This window comes from Brachybacterium paraconglomeratum, from assembly GCF_039541415.1.
Lineage (GTDB): Bacteria > Actinomycetota > Actinomycetes > Actinomycetales > Dermabacteraceae > Brachybacterium > Brachybacterium paraconglomeratum_A.
Genome location: NZ_BAABGE010000007.1, coordinates 20,019 through 41,910, shown reverse-complemented (window position 1 = coordinate 41,910; position 21,892 = coordinate 20,019). Strand labels below are relative to the sequence as shown.

General features: G+C 66.1%; 22 protein-coding genes, 1 other RNA gene and 1 pseudogene. 8 read left to right on the top strand and 16 right to left on the bottom strand.

Going from position 1 to position 21,892, the window contains the following annotated elements:
- Positions 1-248: 248 nt before the first annotated feature.
- The gene (locus ABD893_RS09465) at positions 249-908 is read left to right on the top strand and encodes a hypothetical protein (protein ID WP_345078870.1); all 660 of its coding nucleotides are present in this window, start codon (positions 249-251) and stop codon (positions 906-908) included.
- A gap of 11 nt (positions 909-919) precedes the next feature.
- Here ABD893_RS09465 and ABD893_RS09460 read toward each other — a convergent pair whose 3' ends face one another.
- Entirely contained in the window at positions 920-1,867 is a 948-nt protein-coding gene (locus ABD893_RS09460) for a phosphotransferase (RefSeq protein WP_345078867.1), read from the bottom strand.
- Between the two features lie 189 nt (positions 1,868-2,056).
- Here ABD893_RS09460 and ABD893_RS09455 point away from each other — a divergent pair, with 189 nt between their 5' ends.
- Together ABD893_RS09455 and ABD893_RS09450 are read left to right on the top strand one after the other, a co-directional pair.
- Positions 2,057-2,938, top strand: coding sequence for a sugar phosphate isomerase/epimerase family protein (locus ABD893_RS09455; RefSeq protein ID WP_345078864.1), 882 nt, complete (start codon positions 2,057-2,059; stop codon positions 2,936-2,938).
- On the top strand, positions 2,935-4,962 hold the full coding sequence (locus tag ABD893_RS09450) for a glycoside hydrolase family 3 N-terminal domain-containing protein (protein ID WP_345078862.1): 2,028 nt from the start codon (positions 2,935-2,937) through the stop codon (positions 4,960-4,962). The genes ABD893_RS09455 and ABD893_RS09450 overlap by 4 nt, the downstream gene beginning before the upstream one ends.
- A gap of 71 nt (positions 4,963-5,033) precedes the next feature.
- On the opposite strand, the gene ssrA is transcribed toward ABD893_RS09450, so the two are convergent.
- Positions 5,034-5,404: a transfer-messenger RNA gene (ssrA, locus tag ABD893_RS09445) on the bottom strand.
- A 213-nt stretch (positions 5,405-5,617) separates the two neighbouring features.
- Here ssrA and ABD893_RS09440 point away from each other — a divergent pair.
- A complete protein-coding gene (locus ABD893_RS09440) occupies positions 5,618-6,190 on the top strand; it encodes a hypothetical protein (RefSeq protein WP_345078859.1) in 573 nt (190 codons plus the stop codon).
- A 74-nt stretch (positions 6,191-6,264) separates the two neighbouring features.
- On the opposite strand, the gene smpB is transcribed toward ABD893_RS09440, so the two are convergent.
- The 13 genes and pseudogenes from smpB to ABD893_RS09380 form a co-directional block, all read right to left on the bottom strand.
- Complete coding sequence (smpB, locus tag ABD893_RS09435; RefSeq protein WP_345078856.1) at positions 6,265-6,771, bottom strand: SsrA-binding protein SmpB; 507 nt, start codon at positions 6,769-6,771, stop codon at positions 6,265-6,267.
- 163 nt (positions 6,772-6,934) lie between these two features.
- On the bottom strand, positions 6,935-8,269 hold the full coding sequence (locus tag ABD893_RS09430) for a peptidoglycan DD-metalloendopeptidase family protein (RefSeq protein ID WP_345078853.1): 1,335 nt from the start codon (positions 8,267-8,269) through the stop codon (positions 6,935-6,937).
- A gap of 2 nt (positions 8,270-8,271) precedes the next feature.
- The gene (ftsX, locus tag ABD893_RS09425) at positions 8,272-9,189 is read right to left on the bottom strand and encodes a permease-like cell division protein FtsX (protein ID WP_345078850.1); all 918 of its coding nucleotides are present in this window, start codon (positions 9,187-9,189) and stop codon (positions 8,272-8,274) included.
- Positions 9,186-10,136 carry a cell division ATP-binding protein FtsE gene (gene ftsE, locus ABD893_RS09420; RefSeq protein ID WP_345078847.1) on the bottom strand — a complete coding sequence of 317 codons (951 nt, stop codon included), beginning with the start codon at positions 10,134-10,136 and terminating at the stop codon, positions 9,186-9,188. Before ftsE ends, ftsX begins: the two co-directional genes overlap by 4 nt.
- A 249-nt stretch (positions 10,137-10,385) precedes the next feature.
- Positions 10,386-11,501, bottom strand: a complete 1,116-nt coding sequence (gene prfB / locus ABD893_RS09415; protein WP_345078844.1) for a peptide chain release factor 2 — start codon at positions 11,499-11,501, stop codon at positions 10,386-10,388.
- A 93-nt stretch (positions 11,502-11,594) separates the two neighbouring features.
- Positions 11,595-12,746, bottom strand: coding sequence for a glycerate kinase (locus ABD893_RS09410; RefSeq protein ID WP_345078841.1), 1,152 nt, complete (start codon positions 12,744-12,746; stop codon positions 11,595-11,597).
- Positions 12,743-13,204: a pilus assembly protein TadG-related protein gene (locus tag ABD893_RS09405; protein WP_345078838.1), complete on the bottom strand. Its 462-nt coding sequence runs from the start codon at positions 13,202-13,204 to the stop codon at positions 12,743-12,745. The genes ABD893_RS09410 and ABD893_RS09405 overlap by 4 nt, the downstream gene beginning before the upstream one ends.
- Positions 13,204-13,707: a hypothetical protein gene (locus tag ABD893_RS09400; RefSeq protein WP_345078835.1), complete on the bottom strand. Its 504-nt coding sequence runs from the start codon at positions 13,705-13,707 to the stop codon at positions 13,204-13,206. The genes ABD893_RS09405 and ABD893_RS09400 overlap by 1 nt, the downstream gene beginning before the upstream one ends.
- The gene (locus ABD893_RS09395) at positions 13,704-14,144 is read right to left on the bottom strand and encodes a TadE/TadG family type IV pilus assembly protein (protein ID WP_345080751.1); all 441 of its coding nucleotides are present in this window, start codon (positions 14,142-14,144) and stop codon (positions 13,704-13,706) included. Before ABD893_RS09395 ends, ABD893_RS09400 begins: the two co-directional genes overlap by 4 nt.
- Before the next feature lie 58 nt (positions 14,145-14,202).
- Positions 14,203-14,463, bottom strand: coding sequence for a hypothetical protein (locus ABD893_RS17090; protein ID WP_425548363.1), 261 nt, complete (start codon positions 14,461-14,463; stop codon positions 14,203-14,205).
- Between the two features lie 97 nt (positions 14,464-14,560).
- A complete protein-coding gene (locus ABD893_RS09390) occupies positions 14,561-15,505 on the bottom strand; it encodes a type II secretion system F family protein (protein ID WP_345078832.1) in 945 nt (314 codons plus the stop codon).
- Positions 15,502-16,374: a type II secretion system F family protein gene (locus ABD893_RS09385; protein ID WP_345078829.1), complete on the bottom strand. Its 873-nt coding sequence runs from the start codon at positions 16,372-16,374 to the stop codon at positions 15,502-15,504. The genes ABD893_RS09390 and ABD893_RS09385 overlap by 4 nt, the downstream gene beginning before the upstream one ends.
- Positions 16,371-16,655: pseudogene (locus tag ABD893_RS09380) on the bottom strand (CpaF family protein); the annotation flags it as partial. The gene ABD893_RS09385 and the pseudogene ABD893_RS09380, both read right to left, overlap by 4 nt.
- A gap of 1,107 nt (positions 16,656-17,762) precedes the next feature.
- Here ABD893_RS09380 and ABD893_RS09375 point away from each other — a divergent pair.
- From ABD893_RS09375 to ABD893_RS09360, 4 genes are all read left to right on the top strand, one after another.
- A complete protein-coding gene (locus tag ABD893_RS09375; protein WP_345078826.1) occupies positions 17,763-18,110 on the top strand; it encodes a hypothetical protein in 348 nt (115 codons plus the stop codon).
- A 182-nt stretch (positions 18,111-18,292) separates the two neighbouring features.
- Positions 18,293-19,171 carry a hypothetical protein gene (locus ABD893_RS09370; RefSeq protein WP_345078823.1) on the top strand — a complete coding sequence of 293 codons (879 nt, stop codon included), beginning with the start codon at positions 18,293-18,295 and terminating at the stop codon, positions 19,169-19,171.
- Between the two features lie 49 nt (positions 19,172-19,220).
- Positions 19,221-20,069 carry a GIY-YIG nuclease family protein gene (locus ABD893_RS09365; protein ID WP_345078820.1) on the top strand — a complete coding sequence of 283 codons (849 nt, stop codon included), beginning with the start codon at positions 19,221-19,223 and terminating at the stop codon, positions 20,067-20,069.
- 282 nt (positions 20,070-20,351) lie between these two features.
- On the top strand, positions 20,352-20,843 hold the full coding sequence (locus ABD893_RS09360) for a hypothetical protein (RefSeq protein ID WP_345078817.1): 492 nt from the start codon (positions 20,352-20,354) through the stop codon (positions 20,841-20,843).
- 192 nt (positions 20,844-21,035) lie between these two features.
- Here the strand turns inward: ABD893_RS09360 and ABD893_RS09355 are convergent, their stop codons facing one another.
- Positions 21,036-21,830, bottom strand: a complete 795-nt coding sequence (locus ABD893_RS09355; RefSeq protein WP_345078814.1) for a hypothetical protein — start codon at positions 21,828-21,830, stop codon at positions 21,036-21,038.
- Between the last annotated feature and the right edge of the window lie 62 nt (positions 21,831-21,892).

Here is a 21,892-nt window from a genome sequence, read left to right as displayed (position 1 = left end):
GAACCGCCGTCTGGACAGCCGCGGCCTCCTACCCCCACGCTGCAGCAGTTGCACCGCGTGAGCTGCACCGCGTTGTGGAGGAAACGTTCTGCAGGCCGCTGACCAGCACGGTGTGCATGAGCACGACGGTGCTCACATCGTACGAGGCATGCTCCACCCATGAGCGCCACGAACCCATCCCCGACCCCGAAACCGCCCTTCTCCCCTGGGCGTACACCGCGCCGAACGCGCCGAAGGAGGGACGCGCGATGATACGCACGCTCGTCCTCTGGCCTGGGCCTACACCGATGGACTCGGCATCCGCCTGCCGGGACTACTCCTCCCGGATGATCCGCCACGGCATCGCCTGGTCCCGAGAGGGCACCATCCCCGACCAGGATCCTGCCGTGATGACGTTCTGCCGGGAGGCGGCACCGGCCCTCCACGCGTCGTCAGCCGGCCGGGTGAGTCCCTGGAAGGTGCCCGCTGAGTTCGGGACCCTCTGGGGTGAGGTCCTCACCCTCGAGCTGGATGGTCCGCAACCGGCGGCAGTTGCCACCCTGGCACGCCTCGCGCAGGATCATGAGCTGGTGCTCTTCGATCTGCCTGCTCACCGGCTGCTGACCACGTCGGATATCACGACCACCTTCGGTGAGCCGATGATCCCTGCCGCAGCGACGCGATCCTTCTTCGACCTGGTGCTGCAGTGCGGTCAGCGCTGGGAATGCGTCGAGGAGCTGCGGGTGATCGGATCAGAGCTGGTGAACTGCACCCAGGCCGTGGATCCCTTCTGGGTGACACCGATCCAGGAGGAACTCGAGGTCTTCGAGCAGGTCTTGGACCTCTTGGGGTGCTACGACCTGGAGGACCTCAGAGCGCGGCTCGAGGAGCTGATCCATGCCACCGCCGACGACGATGCGTGGCGCTGAGGTGCCCAGCCTCAGCTCGACAGCAGCCGGTGCCCGGCAGCGCCCAGAGGGTGCGTCGGCGGATAGGCGGTGAGCAGAGCGAGAGCCATCCGCGATCCCCACGCCCACGCCCTGGAGACCAGTGCCTCCCAGATCTGTTCGTCGTCGATCCCGGTCCAGGCAGCCGTCTCCCGGTAGCTCTCCAGCAGTGCGGTGGAGGGCAGGTGCAGCAGCAGGCCTCCCAGGTCGCTGGCCGGATCTCCGCGCGTGGTGTCGCCCCAGTCGATCAGTGACGCCCGTCTCCCTGTTCCCGGCAGAGGCACGACCACATTGCCAGGATGGGGGTCTCCGTGCAGCAGCAGCTCCCGGCCTTCCCAGGGTGCCGCGGCCAGCCCGGCGCTCCACTCAGCCGCTGCCCGCTCGCGAAGGGCATCCGTGAGGTCGGCCCGGTCCAGATCAGCGGTGAAGGCAGCAGCCCGTTCTCTGAGCGGGACGCCGCGCGCCGGGTTGCGGCCGACCTCCGGTGCAGGTCCCGAATGGATCGTGGCGAGCATCTGAGCGAGGTCCTGCGCGGCCTGCACACGGATCATCTGGGGCGCCTCATCCGCGGTGCTGCCATCGATCCACCGCACCAGCACGGCATCATCAGCGGTGGCCACGATGACCGGCAACCCCATCGGCAACGGAATCCCGAGCCCGCGCAGACGTCGCAGCACCGTCACCTCACGGCCCAGCAGCGCCCGGGCGGACTCCCGCCGCGCGACCCTGAGCACCAGCGGGCGACCCTCCAGCTGACCCACCGGCCAGAGCGCATTGTCCCAGCCCTCGCCCCGGGGTCCACGTCCGATCGCCCAGTCGATCCGTTCGAGCTGAAAACCTTCCTCGGGACGCAGCCGGGCACACAGCAGCTCCACACGCCGCAGGTCCACAGGCAAGTCGGCTGGCGGGAGGAAGGGAGCCACACGCGGCAGGCTGGTCATCCGGCCACCGTACGGTGGCTCGCCATCCTCGGCAATGACCTCGACTTCTCCGGCGGGGCGTATCCGCCACCAGGGGCAATTCGAGACAACTGCTACAGGTGGGACGAATCGATGGCTACCGTGAGCACCATGCGGCCTTCCGGCATCGCCGTCGACCGCCGCATCCCTGCAACGACCCGGAGGTCCCCCGTGGCCCGTATCGGAATCCAACTGATGATGCTCAAGAACCATGTCCGTGACCAGGGCATCGGCCCGGTCCTGGAACGTGTGAAGGAGACCGGCTTCGAGGTGGTGGAGGTCTCCCAGATCCCGATGACCGAAGAGAACGTCGCCGGTATGGAGGCCGCGCGCGATCGCCTCGGCATCGAGGTCGCAGCGATCTCCGCCAAGACCGCTGTCCCGCCCGGCAGCGACGAGCTCAGCCTCGCGGACGATTTCGACCTCCATTTGGACCACGCTCGGCGCCTGGGCACCGAGATGATCCGGATCGGCATGATGCCGATGACGGCGCTGCGCTCCGCGGAGGCGTTCGATGATTTCGCCGCTGAGGTCGACAGCTACGCTCAGCGCCTCGCCGAGCACGGGATCAGCCTCAGCTACCACAACCATCACATCGAGTTCGCAAAGAGGGAGGGCATGACCCTCCTGGATCGGTTGCGTGAGCAGGCACCCCATCTGCGCTTCGAGATCGACTGCCATTGGGTCCAGCGCGGCGGGCAGGACCCCGAACGCACCTTGCGTGCCTTCGACGGGGTGCTGGACCTGGTTCATCTCAAGGACTACCGGATCGCCCTGCCGCCAGCGGAGATCCTCGATGCCCGGGAGGCCGGGGACGGCGAGACCTTCTCCCGCTTCTGGCTCGGAGACATCGTGCAGTACGCCGAGGTCGGCGCGGGCACCCTGGACTGGAAGCCGGTCATCGAGCAGGGGATCGCCTCCGGCGCACAGCATCTCCTCATCGAGCAGGACCAGACCTACGGGCGAGACATCTGGGAGTCGCTCGCGATGAGCCGGCGGCACCTCGTCTCGCTGGGTTTCGAATCTTTGATCACCACAGGAGGACAGCGATGACGCAGCAGGTACCACTTTCGAGCAGGGTCAAGCAGGTCATCGAGGTCGATGGGCTGCAGTTCCGCGATCTCGACGGCGACGGCGAGCTCACCCCCTTCGAGGACTGGAGGCTGAGCCCCGCTGAGCGCGCCGCGGACCTGGTCTCGCGGATGTCCCCGGACGAGAAGCTCGGCCTAATGGTCATCACTTCCCGGCCGATGGGCATCTCCCAGCACAACAAGGAGTTCACCAGCCACGACGGCGTGCTCGATGAGCAGTACCTGCCGATCAAGGTCGATCCGCACACCAGTGCCGGAATCCCCTTCGAGGGGACCACCCAGATGATCGCCGAGCTGAACATCCGCCATTTCATCATGCGCGAGGAGCCCACCGGCGGGCGCATCGCCACCTGGATCAACACCATGAACGAGGTGGCGGAGGAGTCTCGCTGGGGGATCCCGGTCATCGTCGCCGCGAACTCGAAGAACGAGGCCGGCGCCTTCAAGATGGGCGGCAACCCCGAGGACCAGCCCTTCACCGAATGGCCGGGCACCCTGGGCCTCGCCGCCACTGATTCGCTCGAGGTGATCGAGTCCTTCGCCGCGCACTCCCGCGCGGAGTGGCGTGCCTCAGGCCTGCGCAAAGGCTATATGTACATGGCCGATGTGTTCACCGATCCGCGCTGGTTCCGCGGGCAGGGCACCCTCGGCGAGGACCCCGAGTTCGTCAGCAAGGCGATCGGGGCGCTGGTGCGCGGGTTCCAGGGAGAAGACGGTCTCGAGGCCGACGGCGTCGCGCTGACCACCAAGCACTTCCCCGGCGGCGGCCCTCGCGAGAACGGCACCGATCCGCACTACGCGGAGGGCAGCTTCAACATCTACCCCACCCCGGGCTCGCTCGAGGACTACCACCTGCCACCCTTCCAGGCGGCACTGGACGCGGGAACCTCCTCGATCATGCCGTACTACTCGATCCCCTCGAAGGAGAAGTCCTCGACGCCGCAGGGGCGGCTGACGGACTTCGAGCAGGTCGGCTTCGCGTTCAACGGCGAGGTGCTGCGCCTGCTACGCACCATGGGGCACCGCGGCTACATCAACTCCGACTCCGGCGTGCTCTCGAAGATGGCGTGGGGAGTCGAGGACCTCAGCACCCCCGAGCGGGTGGGCCGGGCCGTGATGGCCGGCACCGACATGTTCGCCGACACCAATGATGTGGCCTCCGTGCGCGAGGCGTACGTCAAGGGCCACTTCACCTCCGAACGGCTCGACGGCGCCGCCGCCCTGCTGCTCGAGGAGCTGTTCGCCCTGGGCCTGTTCGAGAACCCCTACGTGGATCCCGACGAGGCGGACCGGGTGGTGCAGAACGCCGAGGCCCGCGCCGCCGCCGAGGACGCGCACCGCAAGTCCGTGGTCCTCGCCAAGAATCATGACGGGACGCTGCCGCTGACGGCGGAGTCGCTCGCCGGCAAGCGGGTGTACGTGGAGCTGTTCGCGACCCGCCTGACCGTCAAGGAGCTCGACGCCCTGCGCCGCCGGCTCGTCGAGGCTCATCCCGGGATCTCCTTCACCACCGACTACCACGACGCGGACGTGGCGATCCTGCTCCTGCGCCCGTTCATCGGCTCGTACTTCGAGTTCGTGGGCATCGGCGATCTCGGCATCGATGACCACTCCCATGTGGACATCGAGAAGGTCCGAGACATCCGCACGCACGTGGACACGATGGTGGTGGGCCTGAACACCCTGTTCCCCTGGCTGCTCGACGGCATCGAGCCGCTCGCGGACAGCCTGCTGATGGGCTTCGAGACCGATTACGGGATCATGGTCGAGGCGATCCTCGGCGAGTTCTCCCCCACCGGGAAGCTGCCGATCACCTTCCCGATCGACGCGGCCGCGATCGCGGTCGACCAGGACGGTCACTGCGCGTCTCCGAACGATGTCCCCGGCTTCGCCAAGGAGCAGCACATGGAGGGGCGTCCGTATGTGTACGTCGACGCCGACGGCAACCGCTACCAGCTCGGGCACGGCCTGACCTACGGCGGCTGACTCCGGCAACAGAAAAGGCCCCCTCCTCCGCACGTGAGTGCAGGTGAGGGGGCCTTTCGTGGTGAGTGCAATGGTGGAGCCGGCGGGAATCGAACCCGCGTCCGATAGTGCGGAGCCAGGGCTTCTCCGGGCGCAGTCCGTATTGACGTTTTCTCAGTCCCGACGTTCGCACGGACACGACGTCGACAGACTCAGTCACTCTGAGGTGTTCATCCTTCCCCGATGACGAGGGTCGGCAGCAGTGGCTTCTTAGATGATGGAACGATCCGGGTCAGAAGCACGCCCGGGGTTCCAGACTGCTAACGCTGATCAGGCAGCGAGAGCGAAGTCAGTGCGCTTAGGTTCGGCACTTATTGGTTTCCAGAGAACGTTAACGAGATGACGCTGGTTTCTCGGCCCGCTTCCCCTTGCTGGACAACTACCGTCGAAACCGATCGGCCCCCAGCGTGGGTATGCAGCACAGATATCAACGGCCCCTCAGGGCCGTCCTTGCACTCACTCTTCTGTTGTCAAACACCCACTGACGACGGGTCGCCCCGTACGTCGTGGTCCCACTCTACAGCGCTCGGCCATGATTCTGAAGCGAATATCCCTCAGCTCACGGCGTAGCGCCTCGGCCTGGACCGCGAGCGGCATCGGCCGCGATGATGGGGCGGTGAGCAGCTTCGAAGCGGCGGGTGTCCAAGTACGGATCGATGATGACAGTCTGCGGGAGGTGGTCTCGGATCCGAAGGCGCTGGCCGAGTGGTGCGCGCTGCATCCTCAGGACCCTCGCACCGTCGCCTATCTGAGGATGCTCGGGCGGCTCGACGAAGCCGCGATCGCCGGCCGCGCCGCCCTCGAGGACAGCGGTCTCCCCCCGGTGATGAGGGCCGTGCGCAGGGCGCGCTATGCCCATGTGCTGCAGTGGCAGGGTGCGTTCCTCGCCGCTGAGGAGCAGCTGGATCTGGCTGCGGAGGAGACCGGTCTCGAAGATCCGACCTCGCCCTCGTCGCTGTCAGCGCTGGCTGCCGTGTTCCAGCATCGGGCGAAGTGTCGATTCGAGCATGCTGTGGCGGAGCAGCTGGAGGGTCGTTCCCGGGCTGCCGCGAGGCAGTGGGATCGTGCGTTGGAGGATGCGCAGCGGTCGCTCTACATGCGCGAGCACCTGGGCGTCGCAGATGAGGGCGTGATCAGCTCGAGCAGGCAGACCGTCGCTCGGCTCGAACGACGCGATCTGAAGTTCTGACCGCAGCGCCCCGGAGAAGGGACCGGAAGCGGCAGCTGCCCTGATCCGGCCTTGAGGATGCGCAGCGCCCGATGTCAGGCGATCTCGCGCTGACGCATGGCCCGCTGAGCTTCGCGCAGGTCCTGCTTCTCCCGCAGAGTCTGACGCTTGTCCCATTCCTTCTTGCCGCGGCCCAGGCCGATGACGACCTTCGCATGGGAACCCAGGAAGTACATCTCCATCGGCACGATGGTGAAGCCCTTCTCCCGGGACTTGCTGGCGAGCTTCTCGATCTCCCCCTTGTGGAGCAGGAGCTTGCGCTTGCGGCGAGCGGCGTGATTGGTCCAGGTGCCCTTGACGTAGGGGGCGATGTGGGCGTTGTCCATCCACACCTCGCCGCCCTCGATGTAGCAGTAGCCATCGATCAAGGAGGCGCCGCGGTCGCGCAGCGACTTCACCTCGGTTCCGGTGAGGACGATGCCCGCTTCCCAGGTCTGGTCGATGTAATAGTCGTGGGTGGCCCGTTTGTTCGACGCGATGCGCTTCTTCGGGGGCCCTTCCTCCGCAGCGGCCTTCTTCGCCGCAGCCTTCTTCGCCGCCATCGGGGGTCCCTCCTGCCTTTCGTCGCATTCAGTGCATGACCAGCCGCACCTCGCGACCGGACACCACAGCTTACGCGGTGGTCATGACCGGTCGCGAATGCTTTTCGCGGGCGGCCGACGTCGTCGGCCCCTGCTCGCCCCGACCCTCATGGAGCGATGAGCCTCAGAGGTACTTGCTGGGGTTGACGGCGTTGCCGTCTTCGTGGATCTCGAAGTGGAGGTGGCAGCCGGTCGAGGAGCCGGTAGTGCCCACGTAGCCCACGGTGGTCCCGGCCGATACCTGTGCTCCGACCGGCTGGGCGTAGCCCTGCAGGTGGTGGTAGGAGCTGGTGACCAGGCGGCCGTTTTGGATGCCGTGGCTGAGGATGATCTTGTTGCCGGCACCGCTGTTATAGGTCCTGGCGATGACGCGACCGGAGTGGGTTGCTCCCACCGGAACTCCGCAGGCGACGGGGAAGTCGACCCCGGCATGGAGCTTGCGGGTGCCGTAGATCGGGTGGACGCGCCACCCGAAGTTGGAGTTCAGCCGGGCATTGACGGGATAGATCCAGCCACCGCCGGTATCCGCCGAGCCGCTCGAGGAGCTTCCGCCGCTGTCGTTGCTGCTTCCGCCGCTGCTCTGCTTCTCCCGCTCCTTTCGGGCCTGCTCCTCCTTCTCCCGCTCCTGCCGGGCGAGTTCCTCGATCTCACCGTCCAGGGTGGTGCTGCGGGACTCCAGAGTGCTGGTGTCGCCCTCGTACTTCGTCTTCTGCTCTTCCAGGGTGTCCCGCTGGGTCTTCTGCGTCTCGTAGAGCGCGTCGAGGTCGGTCTTCGCCTCGGTCGCCTCCCTCTCGGCGGTCTCCGTCCGCTGGACGGCATTCTCAGCGTCGATCTTGAGCTGCTTGATCTCTTCGCGCACCGCGGTGAGGCGCTCAGCGGAGTTCTCTGTGACCACCTGATCTGTGCGGAGGGTGTCCAGCCGCGTGCCCTGGGAGGCCATGGTGAGCCGGTAGTTCATCGATCTGTCCACGGCATCCTGCGGGGACTGGTTACCGAGGTAGATGGTGGAGGGGCTCGGCAGCCCGCCGCCCTTGTACGCGGTCAGCGCCACGGTGGCGAGCTCACCGCCGCTGCGGTCCACCTCTTCCTGTCCTTCTTCGACCTCCCCGGAGAGGCGCTGCTCTTCCTCCTGCGCGGAGGTGAGACGCTCCCCGATGATGCGATCTTCCTCGCGGGCCTCCACGAGTTCGGCCTGGGCCACCTCGAGATCTTCCTGCGCCTGCGGGATCAGCAGCTCGGTCTCGGCGAGCGCGAGGTAGGTGTTGGCGAGCTCGGTGTTGACGTCGTTCAGCTCGATCCGCAGGTCTTCGAGCTGCTGATCGATGTCGGAGCGCTCGGCGATCTTGTCGTCCTTGGTGCCCTCAGCAGAGGCCGGGGAGATCGGCATCATGAGCATCGGCAGCACCATCAGGGCTGCGGCAATCATGCTGAGTGGGCGGCGCAGGATGCTCTGGGACATGCTCACACCTTCAGGTAACGATTGAGGGAGACCACCGACGAGGCGATCGAGAGCGCTGCTCCCATCATGATCAGGAGCGGTGCGGCCCACACCAGATCGGCGGGGCCGACCGTGATGAGCTGCTCACCGAGAGTGGGCGCTAGCCACCCTTGGACGATGTAGTGCAATCCCATCCAGAGCATACCGGAGGCGATGAGACCGCCGATGATCGCTGCGACTGCGCCTTCCAGCAGGAACGGGAGGCGGATGAAGAGATTCGAGGCACCGACCAGTCGCATGATCGCGATCTCCCGACGGCGTCCCGCCACGGACATCCGAATCGTGGTCGCGACAAGCAGCAGCGCAGCGATCAGCATCAGCACGGCGAGTCCGAGCGCGAACATCGTGGACTGGTTCAGCACGTCGATGAAGGGCGCGAAGGCACCTAGCAGGTCGGTGACCTCGTCCACTCCGTCCCGTCCCTGGAAGAACTCGACCACCGCCGCAGAATCATCCGCATTCTCGAGGGTGATGTGGAAGGAGACCGGCATGTCCGCAGCCGTGAAGTTCGAGACGAAGCTCTCCCCCGCGAATTGCTCCTGGTAGATCGTGAGCGCTTCGTCCTGGGAGCGCTCGGAGTACGAGGAGATGTACGGGGAGAGCACGTCTCCCTCGAGCGCCTCGCGCACGGAATCGATCTGGGCATCGGTCGCCGCGCCGCCAGCGCACGAAGCAGCTGTGGAGTGGGGGGAGCACAGGAAGATCGTCACCTGGGACTGTTCGACCAGGGTCGACTTCATGTCCATGATCTGCTTCTGCATCAGCGCGCCGGTGCCGACGAAGGTCAGCGACACCGCGGTGACGATCACGACGGAGATGACCATGGCGATGTTCCGCCACAGTCCGGTGAGGATCTCCCCGAGGATGTACCGCGCCCTCATCGACGTTCCTCCTCGTCGTCCTCGGTGAAGAGGTCTTCGTCCTGAGCCCGCAGCGCCTCGCGCTCATCGATCAGATCTTCTTCGAGGACGTCCTCGGGCGGAGACTGCTCCGCGGGGGTGTCACGCTCTGGCGCATCCTCTGCCGCACGGGGCTGTTCCGGGGCTCCGTCCCAGTCGGCCACCAGGTCGGCGTCCTCCAGCGGATGTTCCTCGCGGTAAGCCGAATCATCGGGAAGGTTGCCCGAGATGACGCTGACCGGCGCAGGGGTCTCGTACCCTCCGCCTTCCTCGTCGCGCACCACTTGACCGCCGACCATCTCGACCACCCGACGCTGCATCCGGTCCACGGCTGTCCGGTCGTGGGTAGCCATCACCACGGTGGTTCCGCGCTCGTTGATCTCGGTGAGGAGGTCCAGGATCCCCTCGGCGGTGGAGGGGTCGAGGTTGCCGGTGGGTTCGTCGGCGAGCAGGATCGAGGGCCGGTTGACGTAGGCCCGCGCGATCGCCACGCGCTGCTGCTCGCCGCCGGAGAGCTCATGAGGCATTCGCTTGCCCTTGTCCTCCAGGCCCACCATCTCGAGCATCTCGGGCACCAGGCGGCGCACCACCTTGCGGGGCGTGCCGATCACAGCGAGCGCGAATTCGATGTTCTGGTAGGCCGTCTTCGAGGGCAGCAGGCGGAAGTCCTGGAACACCATGCCGATGTCACGACGCAGCGAGGGGACCTTCCACGAGGGGATGCGGGAGAGGTCTTTGCCCGCGACGTAGACGGTGCCGCGGGTCGGCGTGACCTCTTTGAGCACCATGCGCATCAGGGTGGACTTGCCCGAACCGGAAGCGCCCACGAGGAACACGAACTCCCCGCGGGTGAATTCGATATCGAGATTCTCCACAGCGGGGTGCTGCCCACGCATGTACGTCTTGGTGACGTCGTCGAAGCGGATCACTGGTGCCTGTCACATCTGGGGGAAGTCGTACTCTTCCAGCGTAGGGGCGCGGTGACCGGAATCGACGAAGGTGCGGACAGCATCCTGGTCAAAACCTGGTCAAGTGTGGGTGCCTCTGGTCACGCTGCGACACTCGATCGCTTCGACGCATCACCGCTGTGAAGCTCGCTCGCTCGTTCGGAGGCTCTGATGCTCCGACGCACGGACGCACAGGCGCTCAATTGCTCCCGAGCTCAAGCACTCAAGCACTCAGCCGTCCGACTTGTTCTGCTCGGCCCGCCAGCGGATGCCCGAGTCGATGAACTCGTCGATCTCGCCGTCGAACACGGAGGAGGGGTTGCCCTCCTGGTATTCGGTGCGCAGATCCTTGACCATCTGGTACGGGTTCAGCACGTAGGAGCGCATCTGGTCGCCCCAGCTCGCCTTGACATTGCCGGCGAGCTCCTTGCGCTCTGCGGCCTCCTCGGCCTTCTTGAGCAGCAGCAGGCGCGACTGCATGACGCGCAGCGCCGCGGCCCGGTTCTGGATCTGCGACTTCTCGTCCTGCATGGAGACCACGGTGCCGGTGGGCAGGTGGGTCATGCGCACGGCGGAGTCCGTGGTGTTCACGGACTGGCCGCCGGGGCCGGAGGAGCGGAACACATCGACCTTGAGGTCGTTCTCGGGGATCTCGATAGCGTCGGTGGTCTCGATCAGCGGGATCACCTCGACGGCGGCGAAGGACGTCTGGCGGCGGCCCTGGTTGTCGAAGGGGCTGATGCGCACCAGGCGGTGGGTGCCGCCCTCGACCGAGAGGGTGCCGTAGGCGTAGGGCGCTGAGATCTGGAAGGTGACCGACTTCAGCCCGGCTTCTTCCGCGTAGGAGGTGTCCATGACCTTGGAGCCGTGGCCGTGACGCTCGGCCCAGCGCAGGTACATCCGCAGGAGCATCTCCGCGAAGTCTGCCGCGTCGATACCGCCCGCGCCGGCCCGAATCGTGATCACCGCGTCGCGCTCGTCGTACTCGCCCGCGAGGAGGGTGCGGACCTCGAGCTCGTCGAGCTTCTTGTGGATGCTGACCAGCTCGTGCTCGGCCTCGACGAGGGTGTCGGCGTCGTCTTCCTCGGCGGCGAGCTCGACCATCACCTCGAGATCCTCGATGCGGGAGGAGAGCTCGCTGATGCGGCGCCGTTCAGCCTGCGCGTGCGAGAGCGCGGAGCTGACCTTCTGGGCGTTGTCGACGTCGTCCCACAGGTCCTGCGCGGACGCCTGCTGCTCGAGGTCGGCGATCTTCACGTCGAGCGCGTCGACGTCGATCACCTGCTCGATGGAGGACAGGGTCGAGCGGAGCTGGGGGATCTCTACGGAGAAGTCGATGGAAGCCACGACGACGGAGTCTACGGCAGGGGGCTGGACACACTGCCCGATGCGCGGCAGAGGGAACCTGACGCACGGCGACGGCACGGCCTCCGAGGGTGCTCAGCCGCGGGGCGGCGAGGTCCGCTCGCCTGCTTCGGCCAACCAGTCGCCGAGGTCGCGCCCCACCTCGGTCAGCAGCTCGTCGCCGTGCTCGAGGGCGCGCTGGGTCGAGCCAGCGAGCAACGTGAGATCCCACGCCTTGAGAATGCCGACGTCCCGCAGCTGCTCCGAGCTGAGGGTGATCGCACCCGCCACCGCGGCGACGCTGAGCCCGCGCTCGCGGGCGCGACGGGCGACCTCGGCCGGACCCTTGCCGTGCAGGGTCTGCGCATCGAGCTTCCCCTCGCCCGTGACGACAACGTCCGCCTGGTCGAGCAGCGCATCGACGCCGACCAGTTCGAAGACGGCATCGGCGCCAGAGCGCTGGACCGCGCCCAGCAGGAACAGCGCGAAGCCGGTGCCTCCAGCGGCGCCAGCCCCTGGCTGCTCACGATGATTGCTCGCAGCGTCGAGGACGTGGGCCGCGGCGGCGAGCGCCGTGTCCGCTGGCTCGACGTCCTCGGCCCGAAGACCCTTCTGGGGTCCGTAGACGGCCGCCGCTCCGTCGGGGCCGAGCAGCGGGTTCGTGACGTCGTTCGCCGCGACGAGGGTGACGCCAGCGAGGGCCTCGAGGGCTGGGGTCAGGTCCGCAGATGCAAGGGCCCTGACCCCTGCGAGCCCGGGCCCGATGTCAGTGAGGTCTGCCTGGAGGAGTCGTGCCCCCAGGCCCTGGAGCAGCCCGGCACCGCCGTCGGTGGACGAGCTTCCGCCGAGGCCGACCAGAACAGTGCGCGCGCCGGCCATGATGGCGGCGAGGATCAGCTCGCCGAGGCCACGGGTGGAGGCGATATGCGGGGCGAGCTCGCCGTCAGGCAGCGCCTGCAGACCGACGGTCTCTGCCAGTTCGAGCACCGCGACGTCGTCCCGGAGCGCCCAGCGGGTGGTGCGCGGCTCTCCCGTGGGTCCGGTGACGACGGTGGTGTGCTCGGCAGCTCCCGCGGCGAGCGCGGCATCGACGGTGCCGTCTCCGCCGTCGGCGATAGGACAGGAGAGCACCCGCAGCTGCGGTGCTGTCTCAGCGATTCCGCGACGCAGCGCATCCACCACCTCGGCTGCGCTGAGGGTTCCTTTGAATTTGTCCGGGGCGAGCAGCACGGTGCGGGTGTTGGTCATCTGGCGCGAGCCTCTCCTTCGACGGTCAGCGGGATGGCGGTGCCTGTCCCTCGCGTGAACCATCCTGCCAGGGGCGGGTGAGTCCGGGCGGTGATGACCACGTGGACGGTGCCGTCCGCATCCACGGAGATATCGGCGAGCTGAATAGCCTCGGTGCTGGTGGTCTCGTGCGGGTAGTCGCGGAGGTGGTCTTCGGCGGCGGCGCGTGCGGAGCTGCGATGGATTGCGGCCCCCTCTCCGGCGGTGTAGAGCCGTGCCGGGTCGACGGCCTGGGCGGCTGCCAGAGCGGCGCTGTCCGCAGCATGCTGGAGGCCGTTGCGCTCAAGCTGCACCCCGGTGATCGCGGTGCCGACTCCGATCACCATGAGCACCACCACCAGCACTCCGGTGGTCAGGATCGTCATCGAGCCGCGGGCATCGGCAAGTCGCGTCCGCAGAGCATCGAGGTCGCGGCGCATCAGCTGCCTGCCCGGTACTGATCGACAGGCACTGCATGCGAGGCACCGACGGTGACCGGCCCCGTCTCGCCCAGGATCGGCCCGAGTCCCGGAACCGGAACCGGAATACGCACCTGCACGCTCACCGTTCCCCCGGGAGAGGCACAGGGTTGCTCGCTGCAGCTGATCGTCGCCACTTCCGTCGCGGGAAGGCCATGGTCCTCCAGGATCATTTCGGTGTGTCGAGCGGCACGATGCGTCGCCCGCTCAGGATCAGGGTCAGTGGCATGGATCCGTGCCACGTCGCGGGAGATCGTGTCCGCCGCGAAGACTGCGGCCTGGACATTGCCGAGGGTGAGCACGAGGTAGAGGGTCGGGATCAGCAGTGCCGCGGAGAGCACCACGAATTCGACCAGTGCATTGCCCTCCTCCCGGCCGAGCACATCGCGGATGGGTGCTGGGCCCAGAGCCTGTCCCGCAGGCTGGCTTCCAAACCGGCGCAACACCCGGTGCGGGATCCTCATATCGATTCCTCATCCAGAGCTCGCCCTTCGACCGACAGCGACCCTCCGGGCCCGAACAGCCCGACCAGCGGAAGGGTGGCTGAGACACGGACATGGATAGTCCCGTCGGCCTCCTGATTCGCTGTCGCCTCTGCCTCGAGCCCGTCGCCGAAACGCTCCTCGATGAGTCGTTCGGCGCGCTCGGCCCCATCCTGCGGGGTCGAGCCCACCAGCGCGGCGTGATGCGCCCCTTGGATCGCGGCATCGACCAGGGTGTTCCGGGTGTGGACGATCAATGCCGCCTGGATGAGCAGCAGGGCGATCATGATGATGAGGACGGCGACCATCGGGAACTCCGCCACTGCAGCCCCATCTTCTGTGCGCAACCTGCGCCCGACGCGGCGCAGTCGAGCCGAGCTGGACTGACGTCGGCGAGGTGGTGCCGTAGCCTCGCGCATCGCTCGTGGCTTCGCTCCGCTGCTGCTCATGGGGATGACTTTCGCGGTGCTGGTCGGCTCAGAGGCTGCCGCCGAGGAACGGCGCCATCGCATTCTCGAAAATCTGCACGATCTGGTCCGACGCCACAGCCCACAGCGCGACCACAATTCCAGCCGTCATCAGCGTGATCAGCACCCATCCGGGGACGTCTCCCTGGTCGGCGCTGAGACGAGCCAGCAGCCGCCGGCGGAGAGATCTCCGGGGCGCTTGATCCGGCAACTGCGGACTCTGTCGCGAGGCGCGGCGGGTGCGATGAAGGGTCGAGCGGTGGATAGTCATATCGGCCTCCTTGGCAGATGGTACGGAGCGGGCTCCGGAGTGTGGATCGGGTGGGGTCAGGTCAGATCGGACGCGGCGGGTGAGAAGGAAGGAATGCTCAGAGGCTGATCTCCAGGACGGCGAGGCCAGGGAAGATCGCGAAGACGATGACCAGCGGCAGCACGAAGAAAACGACCGGAACGAGCATCATGATCTCCCTCTTCCCGGCCGTCTCCATGAGGTCCCGCTTCGACTCTTCGCGCGCATCCTGGGCCTGAGCCCGCAGCACCTCGGCGAGCGGAGTCCCGCGCTCGATGGCGATCGAGACCCCTTCACCGAAGCGGCCCAGCGAGTCCAGAGGGGTACGAGCACCCAGGGAGGCAAGCGCCTGGGAGACACTCGTCCCGGCACGGATATCAGCGACGGTCGCCGCGAACTCGTCGGGCAGCGCCCCGGAGGATGTGCGAGCCACCCTCTCCATGGCTGCGATCGGACTCTCGCCCGCAGCAACCGCCAGCGCCAGCAGATCCGCGACAGTCGGGAACTCGCGTGCCATCTGAGCGGCCCGATGCTTGATCTCCGCCCCCAGCAGATAGTCGCGCAACAGCACTCCGAGGAGCACACCGAGCACCACGATCACCAGGCCCAGCAAGGGACTCGTACCCCGCAGCCCGATCGCCAGCACTGCGAGGACGACTCCGATCACCATCCCTGCCGCACCGAAGATCACTTGCTCGATGCGAAAGGAATCTGCCGAGGTGCGCCGACCTGCGAGTCGCAAGCGGCGTTCAAGCTGTTCCGGGCCCCCGGTGAGCCGTTCAAGCACACTCAGCCCTCGCACTGCGACCGGTCCCAGCAGCCTCTCCAGCACCACCCGTGCTCGGCTGGCCGCGCGTGGCCCAGCGAACAGTGATGCTGACCGGGAACGCCGCAGATACGGATCGACCCGTGCGGCGAGATCCCGTGAGCGCAACCAGGGCAGCTGCCAGGCCACGAGGGTGATCCCCACCCCGAATAGCGCTCCGAGAGTGACTCCCGTGAGCGCGGTGATGGAGCCGCTCATCGCAGCACCCGCTCATCCTGGGGCAGCCGGGCGATCAGCAGCATGATCCGGTAGGCAATGAGGGAGACGACTGCTCCGACCAGGATCACCACGAGCCCCGTCCCCGAGTCGTAGGCCTGCGCCGCCTCGGGCCGCGTCGCCATCAGACCCAGCACGATCCAGGGCGCGCCTAGAGCGAGCCGTGCCGCATTGACGGTCCAGGACTGCCTGGCCTCCAGCTCAGCACGCGTACGGGAGTCTTCACGGAGAAAGGCCGACAGCGTGCGGAGGAGCCCACCGAGATCAGTGCCACCGACATCCCGGGTGATCCTCAGTGCCTCCACGATCCGGTCCCCTACGGGATCTGCAAGACGGATCTTGAGCCGATCGAGACAGGACGCGAAATCACCGCTGGCTTGGTAGTCCAGGGCGAACTCCGCGAAAGAAGGGCGCAGCTCCTCAGGGCCTTTACGGCTGAGCTGGACGAGAGCTTCCGGGAGCGACAATCCGGCGCGTACCGCGGAATTGATGTGGTCGACTGCTTCCGGCCAGACCTCCCGCATGGCTGTGGTGCGACGACGAGCCGCCGATCTCAGCACGAGCACAGGCAGCGCAGAGACCACCGACCCGATGGTCAGCGACGGCACCACGGCACCGGATATCGCCCACAGGACTGCTGCCACCACCACCCCCAGGCCGGCACTGAGCGCTGGCACCGAGGCCGTAGGGACCGTATCGAGTCCGACCTTGATCAGATCATCTCGAAGCCGATCCATTGTTTGGGCGATGACCCCGCGGCGCCCTGGGCTGCTCTCCTGCTCCCACATCGACCACCAGATCGCGAGCAGCCCGAGACCCGCGACAAGACCCAGAAACGCTCCGTCGCTCATGCCGCCAGCGCCCGTCCCAGCAACGAGGTCAGGTCGAATCCGGCCCGGGCGAAGCGCTCCGGATGGGGTGGATGGCCATCTCCCCGTACGAGCCGATCCCCTCGCTGCGAGAAAACATCTGAGACCTCGATCGTTTCGTCCTCCACTCGGCCGCTAAGCCCGACGATCTCTCGCACCCGACGGCGACCATCGGCGAACATATCGAGGTGGACCACCAGGTCGATGGCGCTCGCCACCGTCGGGACCACGAATCTGCTCGATACGTTCTCCCCGGCAAACATGACGAAACGGGAGTGCACTCGATTTGGCATGGCCAGTGAAAATCGGAGTAGTACTGCCCGGCTCTTCGGGTCAGTTCAAGTTGACTCCCGCCAACCCTTCAGACCGTTCGGGAGCCACAGCCGTCGAACGTGCTTGACCCCGAATTTCAGTCCTCGCCGCACTCTGGCCAGGCCCAGTAACACTCGTCGACGATCTCCCTCCCCCTCTTGATCCATGCGGCGACCGTTCCTGCAGGACTCGTCTGTCTCACCGCCCTTCTACAGTCGTATCCAGCTCAGGTGAGGACTACTCAGGGGATGGCACTCGTGGAAGCACAGGAAGCAGAACTGGGGGAAATTCTCATGCAAGCAGTTGACGGCATTTGGTCAGCTCTCGGCAGCATCGTCCCGGCAGAACTTCGGTTATGGGCACTTCTCATGGCGCTAGCGCTGACCCTTCTACTGATTGGGGAGATCGCTATCTACAGCCGCTCTGGGCGGACCCAGTGTGGTGCGCGAACCAAGAAGGGAGGCCACTGCAAGAAGCCCGTGACGAACAGTGGCCCTTGCGGTGCGCCTGGGCACGGCAGCGGATGGGTTGCGCAGAACATCCTGTTAATCGCACTCGTTATCGCTCTTGGCGGGCGATTAGGTGGACTCTTTTGAGACCCAGGACTAGCGACGACCCGGCCCAGATCAGCCGAGGTTCGCTCACAAGCGGAGACGAACAGTTGGAGTGCCGGACGGCCCCCAACGGAGAGCGAGTCCACTTCTCGATCCGCGGCATGCTCGAGGATGGCGACGGGTCCCAGGATCCCGGCTGGATGGAACCCGCGTGAACGACTGGCTGATCCGGACTGCGCAGGGCTGGGTCGAGCCAATGCCTCCCGCGTGCAGCTGTGGCTCGACGCGCCACATGATCGGATGGGCCTGGTGCCGGTGTGATGGCGCAAGGAACGGTGGTCACCGGTCATGGAGCTGTCGAGCGTGTGCGCTCCGGACGTTGCCAGCTTGCACGAACGCCGAGCTGCTGGCCGAGAGCTCGGATTGAGAGAACGCACTGTCCGGGACCTCGGCGACCAGTAGAGTTCCACGAACTCGAGGCGAGGAGTGCACATTAGTCACCCTGTGGACCACCAGCGCTCGCGCAACCCTTACGGCGTCGCAGCGCTCTGCGTCGGTGTCCTGATGGTCGTGGTCTCGGCGGCGAATGAGGCACTCACCCCGACGATGCCGTTCTTCCACACCTACTACGGCGTTCCCTTCCGGTCCTGGCTGCTGGTCAGCGAGATCCCGCCCGCGATCATCGCGACCGCCGCTACGGCGCTCGGGATCATCGGGCTACTGCTGCGTGGCCGGCCCCGAATGACCGCGGCCATCGGAACGACGCTTGGAGCGACGTACCTGATCATCGGGCTCGCAGGGGCGTTCGGAAGCGTAGTCCTTGCCCCGGCCATCGCCACCTTGGAGTTCTGACGCGATCAAGGCATGTCAGGGCGAGGGACGTGCTTCCGGCGTTGGACACGATCAATCCCTCGAGGCCACGAGAGACACGTCGTGGGCGTCCCACGCGTGCGACGACGACCCGAGAGGAGGGCTCCAGATGCTCAATGGATAACGGTCTCTCGAATGTCACATAGACGATGCAGAATGGCCATATGAACCTGAGGAAGACCGAAGGCGGATCAATGGCGAGTCGCGTCGGCGACTCCATCCCGGCCGAAGTGCGCAGCGCTCTCCTCGGCATCAGCCGTGCGAACGACGACCGGGAAGCTCCACCCAGCCACCTGGACAAGCTGCCAGGCATGCTGCGCCTCGATCCGCGGTCTTTCGCTCGAGCCGTCTCCCGCATGAAGAAGTCCAGGGTCGATCAGGCACGCACGACTCTGAAGAACGCCCTGGAGCGAGCCGTCGAGGAGCACGGCGACCGCCTTACTCCTCACGAGATTCTCGACATCGTGGCACGGGCAGACGCACTTCTCGACGTGCTGGTCGCTCGACGTGAAGAGCTGGAGCTCATCGCTCAGAATGAGCGGATCGAGAACGAGCGCCGGCAGAAGGAGGCCGAGCGCCAACGACTAGCCACGAAGGCCGTGCGCGAGCGTTCCGCTCGAACCCGACCTCGACCTGAGCGAGCTCGGAAGACACCGGCACCAGCAGAGGTGATTTTCCGTCGTGGGAAGCCGGCCGAGCCAAGGAGGAAGGTCTCCATTCCGCGGCTCTATGCAGGGCTCGACCACCTCAAGTTGCAAGCGCGGTACATGGATCTGGGAACGAAGCAGAAGCTCCGTCAGGAAGTCCGTGCCGCGCTGGAAGACCACCGGACCCAGGCGCGGTCGTACGTACGACCCGATGACTCCCTAGAGCTCAAGGCCCGCGAGGTGCTGGCTGTCCTCGGTGACGAACGGGCGCTCGCAAGCAAAGTTCGAACGCCATCCCCGTTGGAGCCTGCTCGCCTCAGGGCGCGTACGACCATCTACCCGGCTCGCGGTCGCACCGTGAGCGGTGGCTTGCCAAGCCTTGGCCGACGGTCTTGAGCAGCTCCGCGGCGAGCCCGAATACGTCGCCACTGCGAAAGGATGAGCCATGACGCTTCACGAAGCAATGGAGAAGGTCTTGGTCGATGCGGGACGACCGCTGAAGTCCAGCGAGCTCGCCGAGCAAATCAAGACGCTCGACCTCTACCGGAAGCGCGACGGTTCACCGCTCCAGCAGGATCAGGTGCGCGCACGGGCTCGGAAGTACCCGCACCTCTTCGCCCAGGCAGCGGGGGCGATCGCCCTCGCCAGCTGGCGCGACTGGGAACAGGTCGTGCCAGCCGAGCCAAGTCCTCTGTCCGACGCTCCGGTGCCGCGGCCCGCGGCTGGAACGGACCAGTCCCCTATCAAGTCACCCGGGCTTGCTGCAGCCCTCTTGGAGCCGTCGGCGTTCAGGTCCGCTGGAACTATCGACCTGGAGGTTCCCGTTCGCCCCGGCCTCTATGCCATCCGCGTGCGCGACCGGGACGCGCTTCCCGAGCCGTTCAAGGGCCACAGCGAGCTGCGCGGCCATGATCTGCTCTACATCGGCGTCGCGGGCCAGAGCCTGAACCGCCGTCTCCTCGGCCAGGAGCTCCGTGCGCAAGGCCACGGCACACTCTTCCGCAGCCTTGGAGCGCTGCTCGGCTACCGTCCTAGGGCAGGGAGCCTTGTCGACAAGGGCAACACGAAGAACTACCAATTCGCTCCGGACGACAGCCAAGCGATCATCGAATGGATCAACGCGAACCTGCTGGTGAACTGGGTGGAGTTCTCCGGTGCTTACCGGGTAGAAGAGACCGCCCTCATCAAGACGCATCTCCCCCTTCTCAACCTGCAAGGCAACCCCGCAGCGATTCCCGAGCTCTCTGCGCTTCGAGCCGAGTGCGTCCGGATCGCGAACGTCCCCACAGGGTGAGCGGTGGGTCGCTCGATCAACTGGTGGCCTGCAGCGTTTAGAGCGACGAAGGTACCGCTGGACTGACAGCACCGAACGAATGTCGGTGGCCCATGACACGCTGACGACGTTCAGACCGGACGACGATGGGATACCCCGATGCAACCGACAGCCACGACCGAGATCTCGATCCCCGCCGAATGCCTTGAGCTCACCCACTCCATCATCGACTATCGGGACGATCGCGGGTGGATCCCCTGGGCATGGGCCGTGCTCGCACGCGCCGGCGAAGTACCGGCCGCGATGACGGACGAGGACCCGGACTACCCGACCCATCTCGTCACGCTCGCTGCCCTCGGTCACCTCTTCGAGCTCTTTCAAGAGATAGTCGCAGGTGGGGATGCGGATCAGGAGCCCAGTGGCGAACTGGTGGGTGAGGAGCGACCGGAGATCACGACGATCGAGCTCGCCCGGTACTGTGAGCGTGAGGATGTCTACGACAGGCAAGAGCCGGAGACGGGAGCCGGACTGGCACGGGAGGCCATAAGGTCCAGGGCATCTGAGCTGCAGCATCGTCTCCATGAGCTCGTCGGCGGCGGCCGGCTCTTCACCTCGCTCTATGTCACCGGGGGCCACGGACACGAGGTTGAAGACACCGACGAGCAATCCCTCCCGGAGCTGACATTGACCGACGATACTTTCGACGCCCACCTGGATTTAGTGGTCAACGAGGACCTGACATCGGACAAGCAGCGCACCTACGCGTGGCTTGAGGGCGACCTCGATCTGGGGTGACTCGACTTCGATTCCGGTTCGCTGCGTCGGATGCATCAATGCGGCGGCCCCGGGGAGAACTACGCCAGCGAACGATGAGTACGATCGAGTCCACATTGCCAAGGGAGGCAGATCATGTGCGGACGGTATGTTCTCGAGGTCGACGGATGAGCTCCGGGCATCCCCCAGGGGTAAAGAGCTCGCGGCTGCGCCTCAGCTCTCTGGAGCATCCGCGCGGAGCATCTCCACAGGCGTACCCAGCTCCCGCTGGAGCTGCGAGGCAACCGTCCTGTGGTCGTGCGCTTTCAACGCATCGATCGCTTTCTGCGCGACAACGCCGACCCGATGGATCTCTTGGCGCAGTGCGATGAGTTCGTCAAACTGCCCGACACTGTCTGCGCCGCACCAGGACCTCAGCACCTCGCGGATCGGTGCACTGAACTCCTGATCAGATTCCAGGGATCTCTGGGGACTGATGTGTCGCGTCTCGCCGCGGCCGATGGAGAAGTCGCGCCCGTGGATGGCCTCGTACTTCGCCTGCCGTTCTTCCTTCTGGACACGCGGGAGGATCTGCTCGGCATGCTGCGCTGCGAGGGCTCGAGCAACGTATTCCGTCGCCGGCCACGGCGCGACGACGTAGCCGTCCTCCGTGAAGGACTCTGGGTATTTCGTCAGCTGTTCCACCGTCAGGTGCAGCTGCGATGCCAGGACCTCAGGCTGCGCGATGGAGATCGAGCCGCCACTGCGGTAGTTGATCGATCCGAGCTCTTCGGCGAGGTGCTCGTCGATGATCTCGCTGGCCGCGTAGCTTCGAGGGTCTTCCTGCCCGGGTCCGACCGCAGCCACACGCGCCCAGCGCTCTTCCCTCGCCTGGAACTTCCCCGCTTCGGACCAGAGAACCTTCAACCGAGCTGGCGGGACCCACTCCTCCTTGCCCTCGAAGGAGTCATCAACGAAGGCCACGAAGACTCGCGCCGGCTTCTGGCTGCCGAGGCGCTCAACGCGCACTTCGACAAGTGGGTCTATCCCCCTGAGCTCGGTATCCCCACGACTCGCCTGGTTCCATGCCG